Source organism: Shouchella rhizosphaerae, assembly GCF_900142675.1.
Taxonomy (GTDB): Bacteria; Bacillota; Bacilli; order Bacillales; family Bacillaceae_D; genus Shouchella; species Shouchella rhizosphaerae.
Window position 1 is genome coordinate 137,542 of sequence record NZ_FRBS01000007.1, and the last position, 22,863, is coordinate 160,404.

At 45.0% G+C, this 22,863-nt stretch carries 21 protein-coding genes and 1 riboswitch; of the genes, 12 read left to right on the forward strand and 9 right to left on the reverse strand.

All coding sequences use genetic code 11. From position 1 onward, the window contains the following. Positions 1 to 72 precede the first annotated feature (72 nt). Genes BUC05_RS18910 through BUC05_RS18920 form a run of 3 tightly spaced genes read left to right on the forward strand, consistent with a single transcriptional unit; the run spans position 73 to position 3,735 of the window. On the forward strand, positions 73 to 2,460 hold the full coding sequence (locus BUC05_RS18910; protein WP_073305719.1) for a S8 family serine peptidase: 2,388 nt from the start codon (positions 73 to 75) through the stop codon (positions 2,458 to 2,460). Between the two features lie 43 nt (positions 2,461 to 2,503). Continuing rightward, entirely contained in the window at positions 2,504 to 3,034 is a 531-nt protein-coding gene (locus BUC05_RS18915) for a signal peptidase I (RefSeq protein WP_011245608.1), read from the forward strand. Further along, a complete protein-coding gene (locus BUC05_RS18920; protein ID WP_011245609.1) occupies positions 3,034 to 3,735 on the forward strand; it encodes a TasA family protein in 702 nt (233 codons plus the stop codon). Before BUC05_RS18915 ends, BUC05_RS18920 begins: the two co-directional genes overlap by 1 nt. A 221-nt stretch (positions 3,736 to 3,956) precedes the next feature. Here the strand turns inward: BUC05_RS18920 and BUC05_RS18925 are convergent, their stop codons facing one another. Both BUC05_RS18925 and tenA read right to left on the reverse strand, forming a co-directional pair. After that, a complete protein-coding gene (locus BUC05_RS18925) occupies positions 3,957 to 4,487 on the reverse strand; it encodes a DNA-3-methyladenine glycosylase I (protein ID WP_035205008.1) in 531 nt (176 codons plus the stop codon). A 39-nt stretch (positions 4,488 to 4,526) separates the two neighbouring features. Next, positions 4,527 to 5,201, reverse strand: coding sequence for a thiaminase II (gene tenA, locus BUC05_RS18930; RefSeq protein ID WP_011245611.1), 675 nt, complete (start codon positions 5,199 to 5,201; stop codon positions 4,527 to 4,529). Between the two features lie 73 nt (positions 5,202 to 5,274). Next, positions 5,275 to 5,374: riboswitch (TPP riboswitch) on the reverse strand. 149 nt (positions 5,375 to 5,523) lie between these two features. On the opposite strand from tenA, the gene BUC05_RS18935 reads away from it, so the two are divergent. Beyond that, positions 5,524 to 6,549 carry a PTS sugar transporter subunit IIC gene (locus BUC05_RS18935; RefSeq protein WP_035205005.1) on the forward strand — a complete coding sequence of 342 codons (1,026 nt, stop codon included), beginning with the start codon at positions 5,524 to 5,526 and terminating at the stop codon, positions 6,547 to 6,549. A 112-nt stretch (positions 6,550 to 6,661) separates the two neighbouring features. Here BUC05_RS18935 and BUC05_RS18940 read toward each other — a convergent pair whose 3' ends face one another. Next, complete coding sequence (locus tag BUC05_RS18940; protein ID WP_035205003.1) at positions 6,662 to 7,471, reverse strand: TerC family protein; 810 nt, start codon at positions 7,469 to 7,471, stop codon at positions 6,662 to 6,664. A gap of 356 nt (positions 7,472 to 7,827) precedes the next feature. On the opposite strand from BUC05_RS18940, the gene BUC05_RS18945 reads away from it, so the two are divergent. After that, the gene (locus tag BUC05_RS18945; protein ID WP_073305721.1) at positions 7,828 to 8,718 is read left to right on the forward strand and encodes an alpha/beta fold hydrolase; all 891 of its coding nucleotides are present in this window, start codon (positions 7,828 to 7,830) and stop codon (positions 8,716 to 8,718) included. Positions 8,719 to 8,996: 278 nt separating this feature from the next. Then, the gene (gene hflX, locus BUC05_RS18950) at positions 8,997 to 10,271 is read left to right on the forward strand and encodes a GTPase HflX (RefSeq protein ID WP_051881243.1); all 1,275 of its coding nucleotides are present in this window, start codon (positions 8,997 to 8,999) and stop codon (positions 10,269 to 10,271) included. Positions 10,272 to 10,369: 98 nt separating this feature from the next. Here the strand turns inward: hflX and BUC05_RS21580 are convergent, their stop codons facing one another. After that, the gene (locus BUC05_RS21580; protein ID WP_156323109.1) at positions 10,370 to 10,513 is read right to left on the reverse strand and encodes a hypothetical protein; all 144 of its coding nucleotides are present in this window, start codon (positions 10,511 to 10,513) and stop codon (positions 10,370 to 10,372) included. A gap of 183 nt (positions 10,514 to 10,696) precedes the next feature. Between BUC05_RS21580 and BUC05_RS18955 the strand changes: the two genes are divergently transcribed. Further along, positions 10,697 to 11,839 (forward strand): alkaline protease, encoded by a 1,143-nt coding sequence (locus tag BUC05_RS18955; protein ID WP_011245616.1) that lies wholly within the window; start codon positions 10,697 to 10,699, stop codon positions 11,837 to 11,839. Positions 11,840 to 11,976: 137 nt separating this feature from the next. Here the strand turns inward: BUC05_RS18955 and BUC05_RS18960 are convergent, their stop codons facing one another. The 3 genes from BUC05_RS18960 to BUC05_RS18970 form a co-directional block, all read right to left on the reverse strand. Beyond that, on the reverse strand, positions 11,977 to 13,236 hold the full coding sequence (locus tag BUC05_RS18960; RefSeq protein WP_053856811.1) for a helix-turn-helix domain-containing protein: 1,260 nt from the start codon (positions 13,234 to 13,236) through the stop codon (positions 11,977 to 11,979). A gap of 166 nt (positions 13,237 to 13,402) precedes the next feature. After that, a complete protein-coding gene (locus BUC05_RS18965; RefSeq protein WP_011245618.1) occupies positions 13,403 to 14,005 on the reverse strand; it encodes a M15 family metallopeptidase in 603 nt (200 codons plus the stop codon). A 117-nt stretch (positions 14,006 to 14,122) separates the two neighbouring features. Further along, a complete protein-coding gene (locus BUC05_RS18970; protein ID WP_035204995.1) occupies positions 14,123 to 15,463 on the reverse strand; it encodes an APC family permease in 1,341 nt (446 codons plus the stop codon). Positions 15,464 to 15,620: 157 nt separating this feature from the next. Here BUC05_RS18970 and BUC05_RS18975 point away from each other — a divergent pair, with 157 nt between their 5' ends. The 3 genes from BUC05_RS18975 to ald all read left to right on the forward strand — a co-directional run bounded on the left by BUC05_RS18975 (position 15,621) and on the right by ald (position 19,010). Next, positions 15,621 to 16,448, forward strand: a complete 828-nt coding sequence (locus tag BUC05_RS18975; RefSeq protein WP_084140101.1) for a sulfurtransferase — start codon at positions 15,621 to 15,623, stop codon at positions 16,446 to 16,448. A 157-nt stretch (positions 16,449 to 16,605) separates the two neighbouring features. After that, a complete protein-coding gene (locus tag BUC05_RS18980; protein ID WP_073305725.1) occupies positions 16,606 to 17,838 on the forward strand; it encodes a PucR family transcriptional regulator in 1,233 nt (410 codons plus the stop codon). A 47-nt stretch (positions 17,839 to 17,885) separates the two neighbouring features. Further along, on the forward strand, positions 17,886 to 19,010 hold the full coding sequence (gene ald / locus BUC05_RS18985) for an alanine dehydrogenase (protein ID WP_011245622.1): 1,125 nt from the start codon (positions 17,886 to 17,888) through the stop codon (positions 19,008 to 19,010). A gap of 55 nt (positions 19,011 to 19,065) precedes the next feature. Here the strand turns inward: ald and BUC05_RS18990 are convergent, their stop codons facing one another. Continuing rightward, the gene (locus BUC05_RS18990; protein ID WP_084140102.1) at positions 19,066 to 20,130 is read right to left on the reverse strand and encodes a lactonase family protein; all 1,065 of its coding nucleotides are present in this window, start codon (positions 20,128 to 20,130) and stop codon (positions 19,066 to 19,068) included. A gap of 48 nt (positions 20,131 to 20,178) precedes the next feature. After that, on the reverse strand, positions 20,179 to 21,087 hold the full coding sequence (rarD, locus tag BUC05_RS18995; protein ID WP_011245624.1) for an EamA family transporter RarD: 909 nt from the start codon (positions 21,085 to 21,087) through the stop codon (positions 20,179 to 20,181). Positions 21,088 to 21,242: 155 nt separating this feature from the next. On the opposite strand from rarD, the gene BUC05_RS19000 reads away from it, so the two are divergent. After that, positions 21,243 to 21,968, forward strand: a complete 726-nt coding sequence (locus BUC05_RS19000; RefSeq protein ID WP_011245625.1) for an amino acid ABC transporter ATP-binding protein — start codon at positions 21,243 to 21,245, stop codon at positions 21,966 to 21,968. Between the two features lie 55 nt (positions 21,969 to 22,023). Further along, complete coding sequence (locus BUC05_RS19005) at positions 22,024 to 22,845, forward strand: transporter substrate-binding domain-containing protein (RefSeq protein ID WP_011245626.1); 822 nt, start codon at positions 22,024 to 22,026, stop codon at positions 22,843 to 22,845. Positions 22,846 to 22,863: the final 18 nt, after the last annotated feature.

The following is a 22,863-nucleotide window of genomic DNA, read 5'->3' on the forward strand; positions in this document are numbered from 1 at the left end:
TGTTGTTGTTTTCTGCATTTTCGATATAATTCGGTTATGCATGACAAAAAGATTCAGAAAGGGTGTTTTTATTTGAAAAAAGCGCGTGCATTAAGCGGACGTAAAACGATGTATATGAGTGCGCTGTCTCTTTGTATGGTGGCAAGCTCTGTACCGGTTGTGCCCCAGTTGGCAATCGCTGAAAGGGGCGAGGCGCAATCGCTCTTTTTAGCTGATGAGATTGATTTGGCCAGTAAAGAAGACGTTTCGGTTATTGTCGAGTTTGATGAACTTCCAGAACAAGTGGCCCTTGCTGTTTCGAAAGAGCTTGAAGACGATTTGACAGAGGAAGAAGCACGGGAAAATGTAGAAGAATCGCATGAGCAATTTAAAGAAACATTGGCCGATGTGCTAGATACGTCCGAGAACGCTTCTTCTTATGTAGAACGGGAATATACGACCATTTTTAATGGAGTTTCTGTAAACTTGCCAGCAAACAAAGTGGAAGAATTGCTTGAACGTGAAGGCGTAAAAGCGATTTATAGCAATGATGTCATTGAGTTAATCAAGCCTGTTGAGGAAAAGGCCGTTGATGAGCCTGTGGAAGCAATGATGGTCGACAGCATTCCTTTCCTCGGTGTTCATGAGCTCCATGAACAAGGACTGAAAGGAGCAGGTGTAAAAGTCGGTGTTATTGATACAGGCATTGACTACGAACATCCAGATTTAAAAGCTGTATACAAAGGCGGTTATGACTTTGTCGACGATGATGACGACCCAATGGAAGCGACTTATGAGGACTGGAAAAACTCGGGAATGCCAGAATTTAATGCAAATGGAAGCTCCTATTATACGAGCCATGGCACACATGTCTCCGGTACCGTGGCAGGAACAGGAGAAAATGATTCAGAATATGCTGTCACTGGCGTCGCCCCTGAAGTCGATTTGTATGCCTATCGTGTCCTCGGCCCGTATGGCTCCGGAACAACGGCTGATGTCATTGCTGGCATTGAGCAATCCGTAATGGATGGCATGGATGTGATCAATCTATCACTCGGAAACAATGCCAACGATCCAATAGCACCGACGAGCATAGCAACAAACAATGCTACCTTGGCTGGAGTGACGGTTGTGACATCAGCTGGAAACAATGGCCGTAATGGGCTCGGCACAGTAGGCGCTCCTGGGGCAGCAGCATTGCCTATTTCTGTAGGGGCAAGCAATGTTTCTCTTACGATCCCTGAATTTTCGAGTACGTATCAATTAGGAGAGGAAGAGCTGACAGGCGACCTCCGTGTCATTGCCGAATCGTTTACAGGCAACCTAGAGGATTTCAGCAACCAAACGCTTGAGCTAGTTGATGCCGGGCTTGGTACCGTTGCAGAATTTGAACAAGTAGACGTAAGCGGAAAAGTCGCTTTTGTGATTCGTGGCGAACTTGCATTTGTTGATAAAATTGCAAACGCTAAAGCAGCAGGAGCAGAGGCAATCATTATTTATAACAATCTTCCAGGGGATGGCCATAATCCGATCTATGCTGGTGCGGGCCACAACTATGTCCCTAGTTTTTCTTTAACTTATGAGGACGGAGAGGCGATCGCTTCATTATTGGAAGATGGGGCAACAGTAACATTTGGCGAAATGAGTGGAAGCGTGACGACCGGTGATTTGCTAGCCGATTTTAGTTCACGGGGGCCGGTCAACTACACAGCGGCAATTAAACCGGAAGTTGTTGCCCCTGGGGTCGATGTCCATTCTACCGTACCAAGCTATATGGCAGGACCGGAGTTCACTGGCGATTATGAGTTTGCTTATCGACGCTCGTCCGGTACGTCGATGGCTTCCCCTCACGTGGCCGGGGTTGCGGCACTCATGATTCAAGCCAATCCAGAACAGACACCTGCGGACATCAAGACCAAATTAATGAATACGGCTGTGCCAATGACAGAGGAATACAATGTGTTTGAAATAGGGGCAGGCCGGATCAACCCAGTGGCTGCGATTGAATCAACGGTCATGATTCAGGCATCGATTGACAGTTACCACGTCGAGGACGACCTTTTAGCCTTGATTCAAGACAAAACAGGCGGGTTAAGCTTTGGTTTCGTTAGTACGGATGCAGGCAATATCCGGGAACGTCACAGCCTACGCTTGACAAATAGCGGTACTGAAGCAAAGACATTCAATGTACATGCATCCTTCCACACTGCCAATGGAACGCTTCCTGCCGGAGAGAATGGCCTTACTCTGCAAACCAATTCAACGATTACGGTGCCAGCAGGCGAGACAGTCGAGAACAATGCCTTTCTCATTGCACCGAAAACGGCAGCAGAAGGGTTGTACGGAGGGTATATGACGTTGACAAACGTCGCTGACCAAAGTGAAGTATATCGAATTCCGTTTGGCACGTATGTTTCAGAAGAAGCATTGGTTGCGCAACCAATTGGCACGCCTGTCTATGCTTTCGATTTTGCATCTTAATAAAGAAGGGGGGTCCCCTTTTTTTGAGGAAGCTGGTTTATTTATGGTCAACATGTGGATAACAATCGGAAAATTGGCGATTACCGGGATTGCATCGTTTTTGTTCTTCCTCGTTCTCTTTTTTGTCCTTCAAGGAAAGGGCAGTGACGGCAGAGGACCTGAGCTGTTTGGCTGGACAAGCTATACCATCTTGTCCAACAGCATGGAGCCGACATTTTCCGCCGGAGATGTGGTCATCATGAAAAAGAATGAGGAGCCTAGCATTGGCGATGTTGTAACGTTTATGGCTCCTGAACGGCGCTTGTTCACACACCGGATTGTTGAGAAGTTTGAAAGCAATGGAAAGACGTATTATAAGACGCAAGGCGATAACAACAACGTTGTAGACGAAGACCCAATCGTAAAAGAACAAATTGTCGGCACCCATATGTTCACCATTCCTAAAGTTGGTTTAGTTGCTGAAAAAATCAATCAACCAATTGGTTATGGTTTGTTGATTGTCGTGCCGATTGCTGGGTATTTGCTGTTATCGTTCTACGAAACCATCCAAAAAAAACGCAAGGAGGCTTCTTGATGAAAAAGGTAAAATCATTGAAATTAGCCATGATCGCTACAGCTTTTGTAGGAGCGTTAGTTATTGTTCTCGGCTCAGGAGGGTCGTTTTCATGGTTTACAGGGGAAACGTCTGCTACTGGGGAAATTAAAAATGGAACGCTGGAAATTAACCATGGCGAGGACATTGACGGCAACATCGTTCAAGCGGAAAGTTTTGCTCCTTCACAGCTAATCTTTGGCGATTGGCTCTCAATTGAAAATACAGGCACCCTTGACACTCATTTGCAAGCAACCTATGACCACTCTGTCGACTTGAATGTACCCATCGATGCGTATAAAGTTGGCTACATTGCGATTAAGTATACAACAACGCCAGGCAGGGATGTGTATGAAGATGCACAATATAAGTTAGACCAATTGTTTAATGGCATTACTAATGAAGTTCAGTCTTTTTCACATACGGCCGAGGCAAATGGCGTTGAAGTTGTAGCTGCCTTAATTGATGAACAAGCTTATGACGAAAATGCTGATCAGTTTGTGCTTGGCGATGGCAGCTTGCAAGGACCTGACAACGAATTTTGGCAATTGGATGAAGGCCAATACATTGATCTTAATTTTGGCGTGAAATTAGACGAGAATGCAGGCAATGAATACCAAGGAGCTGTTTATACTGCTTCACTTGAAGTATTAGCCAAGCAAACAGACCAAGGCGCGAAATAATTTAGTCAGTGGAGGTTGTCGGCATTTGCCGACAACCTCAGACTGTAGACAAACGCTCGCATACTTCGTCGTTTGCCTCACTCATATGCTCATGAACCCCCGTTCTATTCGCATCTTCCCTCGGCTGCACTCCTCGTCTGACAAGCGTTTTCTATCAGTCTGATTGCGGTTAGCGACTTTGCCGACAACCTATTTTTTGTTGTCTACTAAAACAGAAATTCCTATTTTGCTGGTTGATAAAGGTAGCAGCCTTGTTCATGGCTGTTGACTAAGCCAGCAGCTTCCATAAAAGACTGGCAAGTGGTTGGCCCAACAAAGGCCATACCAGCAGATTTTAACGCTTTGCTTAGCGCTATAGCTTGTTCGGAAAGGTTGTCCTGTTTATTTGGAGCAAAGGACCAGATAAAACGGGCAAAGGAGCCATGCTCGTTTGCAAGTTTACGAGCTACAGCCGCATTTGTAAGAATGGCACGGATTTTTCCTTCATGGCGAATGATCGCTTTCATTTCTTTTAAGCGCGCCACATCTTCTTCTGTAAAACGGGCCAATGACTCCCAGTTAAAGCTAGCGAATGCTGTTCGGAGCGCATCTCGTTTTTTTAAGACAGTTAGCCAGCTTAATCCTGATTGCATAAGCTCTAACATAAGCATTTCAAATAGCTGTTGGTCGTCATAAGTAGGGCGCCCCCATTCGCTATCATGGTAGTGCTCGTAGAGGGGGCTGTTACTTACCCAACTACAACGCTTTGGCATAGGAACCTCCTCATATTTGAACGATAAGCCGGAGCACTGTTAATAAGCAACCGGCCATTTTTCTTTTACATAAGCCATTTCCCAAAAACTATACTCTAGTTGACAGCTTTTTAAAAAATGGTCTTGCATCCGTTCTTTTTCTTGTTCGGTAGCATGTGCCGCAAGCTCGTCGAGGCGTTTACAAAATTGTTTCGTTACCCCCATTTCTCCGTTTGAGCGGTAAAAGGAAATCCAGTCGAAAAATGGATGGTTCGCTTTTGGCTGGAACGTTTCGTACAAATAGTCGCCGATCGCTTGGTATGTCCACGGACAAGGCAGAAGCACAGCCAATATTTCGGCGAGAGAACCACGGTGGGCGACATCAAGCATGTGGCGTGTATAGTGGTGGGCAGTTGGGGCGAGAGGCTCATATTGCAAATCTTCATAGCGGACGCCTGCCACCTTGCAAAAATTATGGTGAGGGTGTGTTTCACTGTGCAAAATAAAGCCAATTTGTTCCGCGAACATCGCCATGTCTTCGCGGTTTTCGCACCGGCTAATAGCAATGCCGTATATTTGCATAAACGTATTTAAGTATTCAAAATCTTGTTTGACGTAGTGAATAAGGGAATCTGCGGGCAACGAGCCTTTGCCAATACCTTGTACAAACGGATGGCTAAATATGGCTTTGTAAATCGGGTCGGCGGTTTTGCGAAGTTCGGCAGTAAAACTCATAAAAATCGTCTCCTCCTTTTTTTCCACAAAGGGATGCCTGACGCAAAGAAAGGAGAGTTGCTTTACATGAATAAGCAATTGTTCTCCACTTCCCTACGCTGGTACAAGCCAGATCAGGTTCAAAGGGTCAAAGCAGCGCTTTTCTCAGCCAGATGGCTCCCCTAGTGGTTCTTCTTAAAGTGAACCATATCTTCAGACAAAGTGCAATGAATAGCTGTTAACGGTACGTTGCCCACTGGCAAAAAACATTTGCAAGGCACGCTAGAAGGTGTTATGATGCTTCGGAGACTAAAAATAGACAGATAAATGAAATATTGTAAGGATGGGAGACAGCATGAAATCATACGTAATTGATCGGATGTATAAAGCATCTGCAGGGGTCGCCAATGCAGTGCTTGTTACGTTAGGTATTGGACTTTTGTTTGAATCTTTCGGCAATATTTTTGGTTGGAGTGCGTTTGTCACAATTGGCTCCATTACTAAAATTCTACTCGCTCCAGCAATTGGCGCCGGGATCGCTTACCAGCTAGGAGGAAACACGCTCGTCATTTATGCAGCTATGGCTTCGAGTACGGTGGGCGGCAATGCGATTAGTTTTGTCGAAGGGCTGCCAGTTCTCGCACCAGGACAACCTGTGAGCGCTGTTATTGCAGCAGTCGCTGCGACTTATGTCGGCAAACGAATAACTGGAAAGACGAAACTGGATATGATGGCAATTCCTTTTTCCGGTATTTTTGTTGGCGGGCTTGTAGGACTTGTTATGGCAGCTGTTACGACACCGATGCTAGAATGGATAAGCGCGCAATTGGCTACGTCTGTACAAGGATCGCCTATTATCGCTCCAATGGCCATCGCTCTCACATGGAGCATTTTGCTTATGACACCAGCTTCATCGGCTGCACTTGCGATTGCCTTGCAAATGGACCCGATCTCAAGTGGTGCAGCATTAATTGGTTGCACAGCTCAGTTTGTCGGTTTCACCCTTATGTCTTGGAAACAAAACGATGCTGGGGCGTTACTTGCCCAAGGGCTTGTCACGCCAAAAGTACAGTTTCCCAATTTAATTAAAAACCCGCGCCTCTGTTTGCCTCCGTTTGCCGCAGCAATTATTTGCGCTCCGATTGCTTCACTAGCCTTTCAGTTCCAAGTTTCGTATGAGCTTGCCGGTTTAGGCTTGAATTCTTTGATTGCGCCTATTACGATTTTTTCCACACAAGGAATAACAGGCTTGTTCATTTTTATAGGCACAGGCATCATTTTGCCAGGGATCATTTCATTGGCGTTATATGAGTTAATCAAACGGATTGGCTGGGCGAAAACAGGCGATTTGCATATTAAACTGCAATAATGGAGAAGAAGGTACTTTCAGGCTTACGCCAAACATAGACGTAATGATGGCCAGCCGAGGCTGTCGTTGGAATAGAAGACAAAGCTCAGCGGAAGCTGAGCTTTGTTTTTTCTTATCCTTCGATTTTTCGTTCAGCTCGTTTTTCTGACTGCGCTTCTTGTTCGCCATCTTGTGGTTTGCTTGATAAGAACCATCCGGCAATGACAATAAGAACTAAAACGCCGTAGAAAAAGAGCTTCCAGCCCGTTGAGTGTGGGAATTCGTGTGGGATCCATGCAATCGCATCATGGGCAAGCACTTGCACCGTCAACTTGACGCCAACCCAGCCAACAATAATAAATGCGGCCGTTTCAAGGCCAGGCCGTTTTTCGAGCAGTGCAACAAATTTTGTAGCTGCAAAGCGCATGATTAAGAGGCCGATGAAACCGCCAAGAAAGACGACAATAAATTGGCCGATGTCCATACTGCCGACCGTGCCGAGGTTAGTTGGCGTTAAAGCGGTGGCCAAGGCAACGGCAGCTAAAATCGAGTCAACAGCAAAGGCGATGTCGGCGACTTCGACTTTTAACACAGTCGTCCAGAAGCCGCTTCCTTTTTTAGCTTTTGCAATGCCGGCCTTTTCCTCGCTTTTCTTGACAATATGCTTTCGGTATAAATGGTTTAGCGCAATGAATAATAGGTATGCGGCACCAATCGCTTGAACTTGCCAAATGTCGACAAGAAAAGAAATGATAAACAACGAACCTAACCGAAAAACAAACGCGCCAGCCAAACCGTAAAAGAGCGCTTTTTTACGTTCTGTCTCAGGCAAATGTTTGACCATAATCGCTAGAACTAGCGCATTATCAGCCGCCAATACACCTTCCAATGCAATAAGCACAACAAGCACCCAGCTGTACTCTAAAAGTAATGATACATCCATCGCTCCACTCGCCTCTCTTTAGTTAATGTCCACTCCAGCTCGTTTTCACCAAAGAGAGGAAAAAATACACAAAAAAGACCTCTGCCTTGGTTTTAAAAACGAGGCAAAGGTCTTGCTAGACATTTATGTATCATGCCAACAACAAAGCCGGTGGAAAATCCACGTAATGACGACTTTGGTTCAAGTTATGTCAATAACTTGCAGCTACTCCCCTTTGAAGGAATGTTATGCAATTAACGATAGTATACGTGAAGATTAATAGAAACGTCAAGCCTTTTTAAAAAATAGAATGGACAGGGCATGAATAAGCCTGCTCTTGGGTAAACATGAACTATAAGAGAAAGGTGTGATTCAGGTTGGAAAAATACAAACATCACATCGTCGAAACAGGAGGCCACACGTTTCACATCGTGTCCGCTGGACAAGAAGATGGAGAACTGGTCCTTTTGCTGCATGGTTTTCCTGAGTTTTGGTACGGATTTCGCCATCAAATCAATGCATTGGCAAGAGCAGGATACCGCGTCATTGTGCCAGACCAACGTGGCTATAACCAGTCTGATAAGCCTAAAGACATTAAAGCTTACACGCTCGATGTCCTTCGTGATGACTGTGTGGCGTTTATTAAAGCGTTTGGGCGGAAACAGGCTTATTTAATCGGTCATGATTGGGGAGGAGCAGTTGCTTGGCATCTAGCTGCCTCAAAGCCAGAAGTTGTGAAAAAGCTTGTCGCCATTAATATTCCCCATCCAGCCGATATGCGTGTTGCTTTAAAGAAGCACCCTTTGCAGCTGTTCCGCAGCGCATATATGCTGTTTTTCCAAGTGCCCCATGCCCCAGAAAAGCTGCTTGCCGCCAGGGATTTTGCCTACTTGGAAGCTGGAATGACGAAAACAGCCAATGAGCGGGCTTTTACAAAGGCGGAATTGCGTCACTATAAACTGGCTTGGCGGCAGCCAGGAGCGCTGAAAGGAATGCTTAATTGGTATCGTGCCATCCGTTTCCAAGGGGTAGACAGGAAGACCGAGATTGATCTGCCAGTCTCTGTGCCGACAAGGATCATTTGGGGAGCCAATGACCTGTTTTTAAGAAAAGCACTCGCACAAGCCAGTTTGAAAAGGTGTAGCAATGGCGATGCCGTGTTAGTAGATGGAGCTACCCATTGGCTCCACCATGAGCATCCTGAAATTGTGAATCATCTTATGCTTGAGCATTTACAAAAACAAAAAAAGCGGCTTTGGCCTGTGTGAAGCTGTGCCGCGCCGTTGCGTTTTGGCAATCAGTCTGGTACGATACATGTGTTATCTTAAGGGAGGTTTTTATCATGATCATTACAAAGACGATTGCCAAGGCCGCTAACTGAATACTGTCTACTGTGTACCAGTGTAAACGGGAAAGGTGCGTCTAAGTAATGAAGGCCGAACCTTAAATTAAATACCCTCGTTTGCCCACACAGGCTTTTTAGGCGTGTGTATTTTGTTATGCCTAGTAAAATCAAAATAGACATAACAACTGGAGGACTTATTATATGCATGAACAATTGAGACAAACGACACAACCAACAATTATTGTGGGTGTGGAGTTGCAAAAAGACACAGATTTCCACTATTCGATGGAAGAGTTAAACAATTTGGCCGATGCTCTTGATTTACAGGTTGCGGGACAGCTCACGCAAAAGCTGCCTGTACCAAATCAAGCGACGTATATTGGTGCTGGCAAAGCGTCTGAACTTTCCATGATGTGTGAATCCCTTGGGGCTACGCTCGTTGTGTTTAATGATGAGCTATCGCCTTCACAAATCCGCAATCTTGAGAAATTGCTGGAAGTAACCGTATATGATCGGACCATGTTGATTTTAGATATTTTTGGAGAAAGGGCGAAGACGAAAGAAGCTCAACTTCAAGTAGAAATGGCGCGGCTCCGCTATTTGCTGCCACGGCTCGTCGGCATGCGCGCTTCATTAAGCAGGCAAGGCGGTAGCGGCACTGGCTTGGCCAACCGCGGCGCCGGGGAAACAAAGTTGGAGCTCGACCGCCGTAAAATTGAAGCACGTATTCATGCGTTGGAAAAAGATCTCGAAGAAATTGTCAAACGACGCGAGTTACAGCGCAAACGCCGGAAAAAACAAGCGCTGCCGGTCGTTGCCTTAGTTGGCTATACAAATGCAGGGAAATCATCGCTGATGAATGCGATGCTGGACAATGCCGAGGAAAAGCGAGTGTTTGAAAAAGATATGTTGTTTGCCACTCTCGATACGTCTGTGCGTAAAGTGGAACTTGACAAAAACCATTCTGTTTTATTGGCGGATACGGTTGGCTTTGTTTCTAAATTGCCAACACACCTCGTTAAAGCATTCCGCTCAACATTGGAAGAAGCACGGGAAGCCGATTTGCTCCTCCATGTCGTCGATTATTCAAATGAACGCCATCGCGAAATGGCAAAGACGACAAATGAAACACTCCAGGCGATGGAAATTGATCGCCCGATGATTTATGTTTATAACAAAATGGATCGATTGAAAGAGGCATTTCCTCAAGCGCATGGCGATGAGCTGTTTATATCAGCTAAGACTAAACAAGGGCTTGATTTATTAGCACAGAAAATAGCAAGCTATGTTTTTCAAGATTTGGAAAAACATCTGTTCATCGTTCCTTATCGTGACGGGGAGGCGGCTGCTTATTTAAACAACCATGCCCATGTTCACACACAACGTGCTGAAGAAGACGGCTGGCATATCGTTGCCGATTTGCATGAACGAGACTTGAAGCGGGTTGAAAGCTACTGTGTGTCAAAAGAACAATAATGAAAAAAGCCATTTGAATGCTTCTCGTTCAAATGGCTTTTTGGCGTAGACAGATGAACACTTGTTTCGTTGTTTTATGACAAAGACAAATCTGGCTGTTACGCGTTTTTTAAATCCGTTTTCGCACGTTCAATTGTCGCCGAGTCGTACCAGTCGCTGTAAGTGAGAATATGTTTAGAAAGCCGCGTATTGAAGCGCAGTCTTTTTCGTTCTGTACTGGCTGGTTTGTGGACAGATTCCAAACCCATCAACCTCCTTTTATTGGTAGCTTTCCCCACTTGAAACCGTTTTAATCAAAAAACAAAGTGGGAAAATTCTGTTAACTTAATGTTAATAATTGTTTCCCAATAGGCAAATCTTTCTAACTTTGATACGTTTAAACTACCAGCTTGGACGAGTTGGGATAAAAGTGAGGAGGGAACCGAATGAAGAAACCGTTGGGGAAAATTGTCGCAAGCACCGCACTACTCATTTCTGTTGCTTTTAGTTCATCGATCGCATCGGCTGCTGAGGAAGCAAAAGAAAAATATTTAATTGGCTTTAATGAGCAGGAAGCAGTTAGTGAGTTTGTAGAGCAAATAGAGGCAAATGACGATGTCGCGATTCTCTCTGAGGAAGAGGAAGTCGAAATTGAATTGCTTCATGAGTTTGAAACGATTCCTGTTTTATCTGTTGAGTTAAGTCCAGAAGATGTGGACGCGCTTGAGCTCGATCCAACGATTTCGTATATTGAAGAGGATGCAGAAGTAACGACAATGGCGCAATCAGTGCCATGGGGAATTAGCCGTGTACAAGCCCCAGCTGCCCATAACCGTGGATTGACAGGTTCTGGTGTAAAAGTTGCTGTCCTCGATACGGGTATTTCCACCCATCCAGACTTAAATATTCGCGGTGGTGCTAGCTTTGTGCCAGGAGAACCATCCACTCAAGATGGAAATGGACATGGCACGCATGTGGCAGGGACGATTGCTGCTTTAAACAATTCGATTGGCGTTCTGGGCGTAGCACCGAGCGCGGAACTATACGCTGTAAAAGTATTAGGCGCGAGCGGTTCAGGTTCGGTCAGCTCGATTGCCCAAGGATTGGAATGGGCAGGGAACAATGGCATGCACGTTGCGAATTTGAGTTTAGGAAGCCCGTCGCCGAGTGCAACACTTGAGCAAGCTGTTAATAGCGCTACTTCTAGAGGCGTTCTTGTCGTAGCAGCATCTGGTAATTCAGGTGCAGGCTCAATCAGCTATCCGGCCCGTTATGCGAACGCAATGGCAGTCGGGGCCACTGACCAAAACAACAACCGCGCTAGCTTTTCACAGTATGGAGCTGGGCTTGACATTGTCGCGCCAGGTGTCAATGTGCAGAGCACATACCCAGGTTCAACATATGCCAGCTTAAACGGTACATCGATGGCTACTCCTCATGTTGCAGGTGTAGCAGCCCTTGTTAAACAAAAGAATCCATCTTGGTCCAATGTACAAATCCGCAATCATCTAAAGAATACGGCAACGGGTTTAGGAAACACGAACTTGTATGGAAGCGGGCTTGTCAATGCAGAAGCGGCAACACGCTAATCAATAATAATAACGCTGTGTGCTTTAAGCACACAGCGTTTTTTAGTGTGTATGAATCGAAAAAGAGCATAGATCGCCGATTTCAAAAAGCGAGCGTAAAGGGCTATTGAAGCTCTTTACGCTCGCAGGATTTGCCGCTACACGATGGAAAATTCACGTCTTTTGACTTTCATGGCGTATTTATTTAAGTATTCGTTTGCTTTTTCGTACTCTCCGTTTTTTTGATACCATTGTGCCAGCTCAATTGCATAGTGGACTGGCTCTTCTTTATTATCAAGCTTATCGAGATGAGGGAGCAGTTCCTGTTCGATAAAGTTGTACATCGCATCGTCGGCTTTTAAGCGGTGCGCATAGTAGCGGGCTTGAAGCTCAGAACGTTTGTATCCACGTTTTGCACTAATTTCAATAATTTCATTTAATTTTGATTCAATTTGTTTTTTGTCCGTTTTCAATTGGAAGAGAACTTCTATGTCTGCGAGAAGGCTGAATACGTAATTTTGGCTGTCTTTATCGTAGTAAGCACTGCATTTTGTAAAACATTCATGGCTTTGTTCATAGTTGCCGATTTTTTTAAGCAAGACGCCGTAATTGTACATGGCTTGGTAATAAAGCGTGTCGCGGCTAAACAAGCGTGTGTTTCGCAAAAGGATTTTATAGAGGCGAAGGGATTCCTCTGTCATATTCATTTGTGTATAATTGACCCCTAGTAACATTTGCGTGTGAAAAGCGCGAATGTAATTGTCCTCTTGCTTAAAAATTTGAAGCGCCTCTTTTGCATAAATGATGGCTTTTTCTGGCTCATTTAGCTGTGTAAAACACTGTGCTAGCACAAAAGCGACTTCACGGACAAAAATGTACTTGGAAGAATAGTCTTCACTTTGCAAGTCAAGCAAAATTTCTTTTGCTTCCTTTAAGCGGTTACGGTTTACTAGGAGGATGCCGTTGAACAGACGATAAGACAGTTCTTCGATCGCGGACAAATTCGTGCGGTTTTTATCTAAGATGGCTCGCTGCTCTTGGGCAAGGTGGTTTGCTCCGTTCATCAAATGGTAGCGCATCATGTATAAATGGTACGTATTAATGTAATCCGTTCGGGCAATGATAAATTCCTTCTCGACTAATAATTTTTGAATCCGTTTTGCTTCCTGTACATCCACAAATTGTATCGCTTCAATAAAGGCTTCCAGCGACTGCTTAATCTCGTTGTGTTGGGCATATTCATCTTCTATATTGACGCCAAGCCGGTCAAGCAAAAGGGAAGCTGTAGCATGGTTGGCCTTATAGATGTTGTTTTCAATTTTGCTAAGGTGTGGAATGGAGCAAATACCATCAGCGAGTTCTGCCTGTGTCATATTATGCTTAATTCGGTAGTATTTGATTGTTTTGCCTAACTCCACGTTTCATCAACCCACTTTGTATAAGTATCGTTAACCTATTTATAAGAAGCAAAATGTTTAATTTTATATATACTTTATTCGCCAATAATATTTAAATTCCTGCAAATTGAGTGAAAATAATCGGCCTAACAAAGAGTTTGTTCAAAAAAAGCGAGATCCCTTTACGTTAAGGAAGCTCGCTTTTTTCAAACTCAGTGTGGGCATGTTGCAATTCTTCGATTGAATAGCCGAATGTCATTTGCAAGTGTGGATAATCGGTGAAATTTGCCCAATCTCCTCCCCATTCGAAACCAAGTTCTTTCGCCAATTCTGCGACTTCAAACCAATCGGGTTCGCCGTTTTCGTTGCCGTCATAAGCGATGTCCCATAAAGGTTCGCCGCCCTCATCTAAAAGGGCAAAGTCAATAGCAAGGCCAAAATTGTGGTAAGACTGACCGCCTTTTGCATTTGTGACAATACGCCCATGTTGGTCGCGTCCTTTTTGATAGAGACGGTCTTGTTCTTCAGGGGTGCGGTAACCGTCTGTAATGAGGATCGAGATACCGATTGCTTCTGCTTCTTCAATCAATTTTTCCGTATAGTCAGCTACCACTGGGTGAAGCCCATCCGCTGGGACAATCTCTTCTATTTCGACTTCTGTATTGTTTATCGCTGTAAGAGAAGGTTGGACCAAACCGTTGAACCAACCTGTTCTAGAGATAAATCCTGCAATGAACACAAGGCCGACGCAGATCACCAAAAACAGCAGCAATCGTAAAAATGGCCGCACAAAATGCCCCCCTTCCAGACGCTAGCTCTTTTTGTTTATGGTACAAACCAGACTGGCAGAAAGGCAAGCGAGGCAATTGCCTTATAGAACTCAGCAGGCTAGGGGAAATTCCCCCGTTCATTCCTTATGGCGGTTGGCAGCGTCTGCTGTAAAATGTGGACTGTTTTTTCGACGTACAAGAAAATAAATAAGCCCAAGGATGGTCCAGATAACGCCAATCGTTAACGCATGTCTATCAATGGAATAAAGCAACCAAATGCAAAAGGCCGCTCCTAGTGCTGGCAACAGCAAATTTGCCACTGTTCCTTTAAGGGAACGGCGTTTTTCGCGAATATAGTAATGGAACACGACCGATGCATTTACGCTAATAAAACCAATAAGCGCTCCAAAACTAATGAATGAGTATATGATTTCCAATTCGCCAAAAATGGCGGTTAAAGAAAGGAGGCCAATTAGGACAATGTTAAACGTTGGCGTTTTAAAACGCGGATGAACATAGCCAAAAAAGCGCTTAGGCAATGTATTGTCGCGTCCCATCGCGAATAGCAGCCTTGAAGCACTTGCATGGGAAGACATGGAGGATGAGACCACAGCAACCATTGTTCCAGCAAGGAAGAAGGCGTGCATAAATGCGCCCCCGACGTACTGGGCGATTTCCAAAGATGCCGCTTCGGCAGAAATGAACGCATCATAATTAGGATAAACAAGCTGCAGCAAGTAAGAAACAGCTACAAACAAGGCGCCCCCGATTAAAACAACTAGTACAATCGCCAGTGGGACTGTTTTTTTCGGATTCTTCGTTTCCTCTGACAAAGTCGAGATCGCATCAAACCCTAAAAAGGAAAAGCAAAGAATGGACGCACCTGTAAAAGCGGTTTGGAATGCGAATGTGTCACTAAAAAAGGGCACAGGCGATAATAGCTCGCCAGTGCCTAAGCCATTCATCAAACCACGAATCATAAAAACAACAAATACGGCAGCAACTAGAACTTGGAACGCGACGAATAACCCAGTTATATTTGCAGTTAACTGTATGCCGAGAATATTGACGGTCGTAATCGCCGCTGCTAAAATAACGACCCAAATAAACGCGGGCACTTCTGGAAAAGCGGCGTTTAAATAAGCCATGCCAATTGCAAAATTGACCATTGGCAAAAACAAGTAATCAAGAAGCAAAGACCAACCAGCGGCAAAACCAACATTTGGATGGATGCTTTGTTGCGCATACGTATACGCTGAGCCCGCTTTTGGAAAGGCTTGGACCATTCGTCCATAGCTATAAGCGGTTAAAAGTAGTGCTGCGATTGTAAACAAGTATGATGTTGCTACATGGCCTTGAGTGAGTTGCGCGACCACGCCGTACGTATCAAAGACGACTAGCGGGTCCATATAGGCAAGGCCAATGACGAGCAGCGGTACCAGCGTAAGCGTACGCTTTAACTGCTGTTCTTTCTCCAAAGGAACCACCCCCAAAAAAATGTACACTTCATTGTACGGCTTAGAAAACAAGAGTGCAATAGTCCATTTCCCCAGAACGGCATTCTGCTATTTACGTTCACATTTTTCATTTTGGGATTGTTCTTTGGTATGATGGATAGAAAAGGGAGGAGTGCACATGATTGTAACGCCTAAATGGCTTTATGACAGGCTTGGTGAAGTCATCGTCCTTGATGCTCGTTTTGATTTATTTGATGAAAAGAAGGGAAAACAGGCTTATCATGCAGAACATTTGCCAGGCGCTCTATTTATCGATATGGCCGAAGAAATGGCGGACAAACGCATCCAAGGGGCAGGGCGCCATCCGCTGCCATCTCCAAAGGACATGGCCCAGATGTTTGCCAAAAAAGGCATATCAAAAGACAGCAAAGTCGTTATTTACGATGACCAAAATGGTGGAATAGCGGCAGCACGAGCATGGTGGATGCTTGAATTTCTAGGCAACAACAACGCCGCTATTCTTGACGGTGGGATTCAGGCTTGGAAGAACAGTGGCTACCCGACGACGGATGAGGTGAAGCCCCCAGATGAGGCGCGATTTGATCCGCATGTGAAGGAAGATTGGCTAGTTACCGCCGAACAAGTGAAAAATAAGTTGGGAAGCGCTGTTTTGGTTGACTCTCGCTCTAGAGAACGTTATCAAGGGGAACAGGAACCACTTGACCCAAAAGCCGGGCATATTCCAGGCGCACTCAATTTTCCGTGGGGCGGCGTGCTGCGCCAGGACGGAAACTGGAAGACTGCTGAGGAACTCGTGCAGCATTTTGCCGCTCTCCCGCGTGATCGGGAAGTGATTGTCTACTGCGGCTCAGGCATTTCCGCATGTCCAAATGTACTTGCATTAAAGCGGGCAGGCTTTAAACAGGTCACACTATATGCAGGAAGTTGGAGCGATTGGTCTTCACGCAGCGGTTATCCAGTAGAGACAGGCCACCCAAGCCAATAAATGAAATAGACTCGCGAGACGGGGTCGGTGCTGTTAGCGCCCACGTCAGCGAGTTTTTTTGTGGAGAGATGCTAGGCAGAAAAATGTTCCAGTTGCTATACTAGTAAAAAACAATCGCTCCCGCAAATGAGCGATTGAATGAGAAAAAGTGGTGATCATGTTGGCTTTTGCATACGATCAATTTTTGCGCCATTCGTTTTCCACCCTTGATCAATTTGTGGAAGAATTAGGCGACTTGCTGAAATGTCCTGTTACAGTAGAAAACAGTCACCATCATTTACTGGCCTATTCAGAGCATGGAGAAGGAACAGACCAAGCACGAGTATCCACCATTATCGGCCGTAAAGTGCCAGCGCCGTTAATTCACCGTTTTTGGAAAGACGGGATTATGGCTTCGTTAAATCAATCGTCTGAACCGATTTCAATTGCTGAGATTCCTGACATGGGACTTGGGCCAAGAGTTGCTTTATCCGTTCGGGACCAGGAAGGTCGTGTGCTTGGTTATATTTGGGTGTCGGAAACCAATCGAACCCTTACGGCATATGAACAGCAATGGTTGAAAAAGGCGGCTCGAAAAGCAGCACGGCTTATGCAAAAAGCGAATCGATATAAACGTGGGGAAGCTTCAAATGAGGAGCGACTTTGGAAACTATTGACGAATACCCACGAACTGGGCGACATACCAGAAGAAGTGCGGCAGGAGGAGCGGCAAAGCAGCATCCTTTTAATCGATTTGGCAAACCAGCTTGAACATATGGAGACTGTACAAACACTATTTGAAAACAGCAACGCTGTGCTTTTTATGTTTGATGGTGAATTTTTTATTGCCTTTATTTATGGAAAAGACTTAAGGAAACAAGTTGGCGCCTTTGCTGAGAAACTGCCAGACGGTGTCCACATAGCCGCGGGGAATCCTTCGTTTGCCGTTGATGGATGCGCCCGGGCTTATGAACAGGCGAAAGCATTGTTGGAATTGAAAAAGAGGTTTGGCAGCGAGCTCGCGGATTGCTTGTTCTATTATGAAGCAGGGGCGTACAAATATATACAACCTTATGAAGACACAGCGATGATCGCTGGTGACCATCCAGCAATTGAGCAGTTGCGTGAATATGATGCAGAAAATCAAACAAGTCTGTTGGAAACATTGGCCATGTATATCGAAAAAGACGGGCACCTTACCGCCGCAGCGAAAGCGCTTCATGTTCATCCTAATTCTCTCCAATACCGATTAAAGCGAATTGCCGAATTGACGGGCTTGCATTTGCGTAACCCAGCTGAACGAATCGGCTTATATTTAGATTTACAGCGCAAAAAAGCGCAACTTTCGGTGAATTCCACAAATGGCATAGGAAATTTTAGGGTGGATGCCCCAAAGAAAAAAAGACCGTAACTCGGGTATACTAAGAAAATAAACGTTAACGAGGGAGGTCTTGGCATATGATTATCGGAATACCGAAAGAGATTAAAAGCTATGAAAATCGGGTAGCGATTACGCCAGCTGGAGTGGATGCACTTGTTGGCAGCGGCCACCGTATCGTAGTGGAGGCAGCCGCAGGTATTGGCAGCGGCTTTACAGATGAGGAGTATGAGAAGGCAGGCGCAATCATTGAAAAAAACGCGAAAGATGTGTGGGCGGCAGCAGACATGATCATTAAAGTCAAAGAGCCGCTTTCTGAAGAGTATCGGTATTTCCGCAAAGGGTTAATTTTGTTTACGTACTTGCATTTGGCGGCAGAACCTGAGTTAACAAAGGCACTAGTCGACTCAGGCGTGACGGCGATTGCTTATGAGACGGTAGAGATAAACCGGACATTGCCATTGTTAACGCCGATGAGTGAAGTGGCTGGAAGGATGGCAACGCAAGTGGGCGCCCAGTTTTTGGAGAAGACGCGAGGAGGGAAGGGAATCCTCCTTTCCGGTGTGCCTGGGGTTAAACGGGGCAAAGTAACGATCATTGGCGGCGGCGTTGTTGGCACAAACGCGGCAAAAATGGCTGTTGGCCTTGGCGCTGATGTCACTCTGCTTGATGTGAGTGCAGAAAGGCTGCGCCAACTGGACGATCAATTTGGAAATGACATTCAGACGATCATGTCGAACCCTTTAAATATTGCCAGTGCTGTGGCCGAGGCCGATCTTGTTATTGGCGCCGTGCTCATTCCAGGAGCAAGAGCGCCTAAACTCGTAACGGCAGAAATGATTCAAAAAATGGGGGCAGGGAGTGTCGTTGTCGACGTGGCTGTAGACCAAGGTGGCATTGTTGAAACAGCTGATAAAGTAACAACACATGATGCCCCGACTTATACGAAGTATGATGTCATCCATTATGCTGTCGCTAATATGCCAGGAGCGGTGCCGCGGACATCGACGATTGCGTTGACAAACGTCACCATTCCTTTCGCTGTACAAATTGCCAATAAAGGCGCTAAAGAGGCATTACGGACGAATTTAGCACTTGCCAAAGGCTTAAATGTAGCGAATGGCTTTATTACGTATGAAGCAGTTGCACGTGATCTAAACTATCCTTATAAGCAAGCAGAAGAAGTTTTAGCTGAGTTGCCTTAAACAAAAAGAACGCTTGACCACATGTGGGGCAAGCGTTCTTTTTATTTGGCTGCGTTTAAAGCGGCGTGCTTAAAAATGCTACACAAACAGGATATGGCACAGAAATATTGGCTTTATGAAGGCTTAGTTTGCCTGTATCTTTGTTTCGGGAGTAGACGGTTAAATCCCCTGATTCTTGGTTAGAAGCAACGACAATGGACTCGGTTGGATCGAGGCGAAAGTCCCGCGGCCAATTGCCTTCAGTCGAAACAAATTCGACTAGGCTCAGTTCGCCAGAATGTTCATTAACACGGAAGCTTGTAATTGAATTGTGCCCGCGATTGCCAACATAAACAAACTTGCCGTCGCGGGAAACATGGATCGCACTGCCTTGGCTAAGATCTTCATAGCCTTCAGGCAAAGTTGGCACGACTTGAATTTCCTTTAATGTTCCAGGAATCGCATCGAAAGCACACACAATGACTTCATTGGATAACTCAGTCATAATATAGGCATATGGTTCCGTCGGATGGAAAGCAATATGACGGGGCCCAGAGCCGGGAGTGGCGTTGAACGTAAAATGTTTTGCCACGTTTTCGCCATCAAGTGTATACAACACGACTTCGTCTGTACCTAGATCGACCGCTACAATGTATCGTTCATCAGGCGTAAAACCGGCAAAATGGGCATGGGCTTTTTCTTGCCTCTCTGCATTTGGGCCGCTGCCTTTATGTTGAACACTTGCTACTGTTTTTGCGATTGAGCCATCATTGTTCAAGGCAAAAGCATGAATCATACCGCTATGGTAGTTGGCGGACAACGCCCGTTTTCCTGCTTTGTCTACACTAATATGGCAAGGTCCACCATCTGCTGTTATTTCCTTATTGATCGGTTCGAGGGCCCCGGTTTGCGCATTGATGGAAAAGGATTGAATGCCGCCAGCGTCGCCTTCTTTCATAACTGCATAAAGGAATTGATTGTCATCGGAGATCGTCACATAAGTTGCATCTTTCAACTCAGTCGCTAGCTTAAGATCGGTTATTTCCTTTGTATTCGTATCTAGTGTAAACGTATAAACACCTTTGCTATCTCCTTTGGAATAAGTGCCAATGTATCCTCGGTAAATCGCCAAACCAAACACTCCTCTCGTACAATGTCTCCAACAGTATAACCGATTTGCAGAAATCATTCATGTTTTAGCGTTTATTCTTTGCTGACGATGGCCAAGGAGCCGTGAAGAAGTAAAGACAACTAAGCCAACCCAAATGAAGAAAAACGCGAAAAACTGAACAATGGAAAAGGGCTCGCCAAATACAAAGATTCCTAGCAACAGCATTAATGTTGGCGCGACATACTGTAGAAAACCAATCAATGAAAAGGAAATCCGCTTTGCCCCATAAGAAAAAAGAAGCAAAGGCACTGCCGTCACCACCCCTGCACCAAAAAGAAGGGCGATCATCAGAGGCGTAAAGCTAGTTAGTGGATAGGCTGTGAAAAAAGCGAAATAGCAAAGCGCAACAGGGACAACAAGGAGCGTTTCAATGAATAAGCCCCCTGTGGCACTTAATGGAGCAGCACGTTTAATGAATCCATACAAGCAAAAAGTGAGCGCCATGCCGAAAGAGGCCCACGGAATGTGGCCATCAATGATAATTAACAGCAATACGCCTATTGTCGCTGAGGCAACTGCTGCGACTTCCGCTTTGCTCAGTTTTTCTTTTAGGAACAAAGTGGCAAGGACAACATTTAAAAGGGGGTTGATGTAATAGCCAAGGCTTGCATCAACCACTTTTTCGCCGCTGACGGCAAAGATGAATATAAACCAGTTTAAACTTATTAAAATAGACGCTGCGAAGATGCTCATAAAAACGCGTCCGTTCGTAAATACCCATTTCAACTCTGTACGATAATGGGCTTTTTGCTTCGAAAACAAGAGCAGCATAGCGATGAAAACAAAAGCAAACGCGATCCGGTACATTAAAATATCTAGTGATGGCAAATGTTTTAGCAATGCCCAATAGAGCGGCAACAATCCCCAAATGAAATAAGAACTAGAAGCCGCGACAATGCCAAATGTATCTCCTCTGTGCGTATTCAATTGTCTCTCCCCAATTCACTTTTTTTTTAGTTTACCTTATTTTTGTTTCGCAGGGCGAATAAATAAGTTTCTATAAGTTTTTGTAGGTTTTTATAGGCAGGCCTTTACCATTCGTATAAGCCCAAGAATGGACAAAATCGAGAGGGGGGACAGCAATGATCACATTTGAGTCGGTAAATAAACATTATGGCGATTTCCATGTTCTGAAAAATATAACAACGACAATTGACCGTGGAGAAGTGGTCGTTGTACTTGGGCCATCCGGGTCTGGAAAATCAACAATGCTTCGCTGCATTAACAGGCTTGAAACCATCACTGATGGGAAACTGTTAGTCAATGATTTTGCTTTACATGATAAAAAAGTAAATATCAATAAATTGCGCCGTGACATTAGCATGGTTTTTCAACACTTTAATTTATATCCCCATATGAATGTATTGGACAATATTACATTAGCCCCACGCCAAGTATTGAAAGTTTCTAAAGAAGAAGCGGAAGAAACGGCAATGCAGTACTTAACGAAAGTAGGCATACCCGAAAAAGCAAAATCTTATCCATCCCAGCTTTCAGGCGGACAACAACAACGAGTGGCGATTGCCAGAGGGTTGGCGATGAAGCCGAAAATTATGCTTTTTGACGAGCCTACATCGGCACTTGACCCAGAAATGATAGGCGAAGTGCTAGACGTAATGAAAACGTTAGCGAAAGAAGGGATGACGATGGTATGCGTCACCCACGAAATGGGATTTGCTAAAGAAGTAGCTGACCGAGTGATATTTATGGATGAAGGCCAAATTGTAGAAGAGGCGAGGCCTATCGATTTCTTTGAAAACCCGAGAGAAGAAAGGTCACAGCATTTCTTAAGCCGTTTGCTTCATTAGGCTTTAAAAGGCGTATTTGCTGTGGTCATCACATACTTTAAAGGGGGAAAAAGTAATGAAAAAATGGATGAATGGATTGCTTGCAGGAGCGGCTGTGTTGGCTCTCTCTGCATGCGGTGGTGGCGATGAAACGGTAGACGGAAGCACAGAAAATAGCAATGAAGAAAGCACGCTTGCAAAAATTGAGGAAGCGGACAAATTTGTGGTCGGAGTCAAATTTGACACAAGGTTGTTTGGCTTAAAGGATCCTGGGACTGGCGAAGTGGAAGGGTTTGACATCGATATTGCCAAGGAAATTGCAAAAGAGCTGCTAGGCGATGAAAACAAAATCGAATTAAAAGAAGTGACGTCTAAAACACGAATTCCACTATTAGACAATGGGCAAATCGATGCCATTATTGCGACGATGACCATTACGGAAGAACGCAAAAAGGAAGTCAACTTCTCTGATGTGTATTTTGAAGCAGGACAGTCGTTATTGGTGGAAAAAGGCAGCGACATTCAAGGAATTGACGATATCGGGGCTGGAACAAAAGTGCTTGCAGTTAAGGGCGCAACTTCAGGCCAAAACTTGCTAGAACAAGCGCCTGATGCCGAAGTGATTGAGCTCGAAAATTACCAAGAGGCATTCTTGGCTCTTCAGTCCGGTCAAGGAGATGCGCTAACTACGGATAACTCCATTCTTTATGGTATGGCTGAGGAAAATAGCGATTATGAAGTCGTTGGCGGTACATTTACCGACGAGCCATATGGGATTGCTGTCCGCAAAGGCGACGACGAATTCACGGAAAAAATCAATGAAATTCTTGCAGACTTAAAAGCTTCTGGCCGGTATGATGAAATTTATGAAAAATGGATCGGCGAGTCTCCAGAATAAGACTGCTTAGGGGAAAGC

Coding starts and splice junctions, on each gene's coding strand:
- BUC05_RS18915 (WP_011245608.1), top strand. CDS start 2,504: ATGGTCAACATGTGGATAACAATCGGAAAATTGGCGATTACCGGGATT.
- BUC05_RS18920 (WP_011245609.1), top strand. CDS start 3,034: ATGAAAAAGGTAAAATCATTGAAATTAGCCATGATCGCTACAGCTTTT.
- BUC05_RS18925 (WP_035205008.1), bottom strand. CDS start 4,487: ATGCCAAAGCGTTGTAGTTGGGTAAGTAACAGCCCCCTCTACGAGCAC.
- tenA (WP_011245611.1), bottom strand. CDS start 5,201: ATGAGTTTTACTGCCGAACTTCGCAAAACCGCCGACCCGATTTACAAA.
- BUC05_RS18935 (WP_035205005.1), top strand. CDS start 5,524: ATGGGAGACAGCATGAAATCATACGTAATTGATCGGATGTATAAAGCA.
- BUC05_RS18940 (WP_035205003.1), bottom strand. CDS start 7,471: ATGGATGTATCATTACTTTTAGAGTACAGCTGGGTGCTTGTTGTGCTT.
- hflX (WP_051881243.1), top strand. CDS start 8,997: ATGCATGAACAATTGAGACAAACGACACAACCAACAATTATTGTGGGT.
- BUC05_RS18955 (WP_011245616.1), top strand. CDS start 10,697: ATGAAGAAACCGTTGGGGAAAATTGTCGCAAGCACCGCACTACTCATT.
- BUC05_RS18975 (WP_084140101.1), top strand. CDS start 15,621: ATGATTGTAACGCCTAAATGGCTTTATGACAGGCTTGGTGAAGTCATC.
- BUC05_RS18980 (WP_073305725.1), top strand. CDS start 16,606: ATGTTGGCTTTTGCATACGATCAATTTTTGCGCCATTCGTTTTCCACC.
- ald (WP_011245622.1), top strand. CDS start 17,886: ATGATTATCGGAATACCGAAAGAGATTAAAAGCTATGAAAATCGGGTA.
- BUC05_RS19000 (WP_011245625.1), top strand. CDS start 21,243: ATGATCACATTTGAGTCGGTAAATAAACATTATGGCGATTTCCATGTT.
- BUC05_RS19005 (WP_011245626.1), top strand. CDS start 22,024: ATGAAAAAATGGATGAATGGATTGCTTGCAGGAGCGGCTGTGTTGGCT.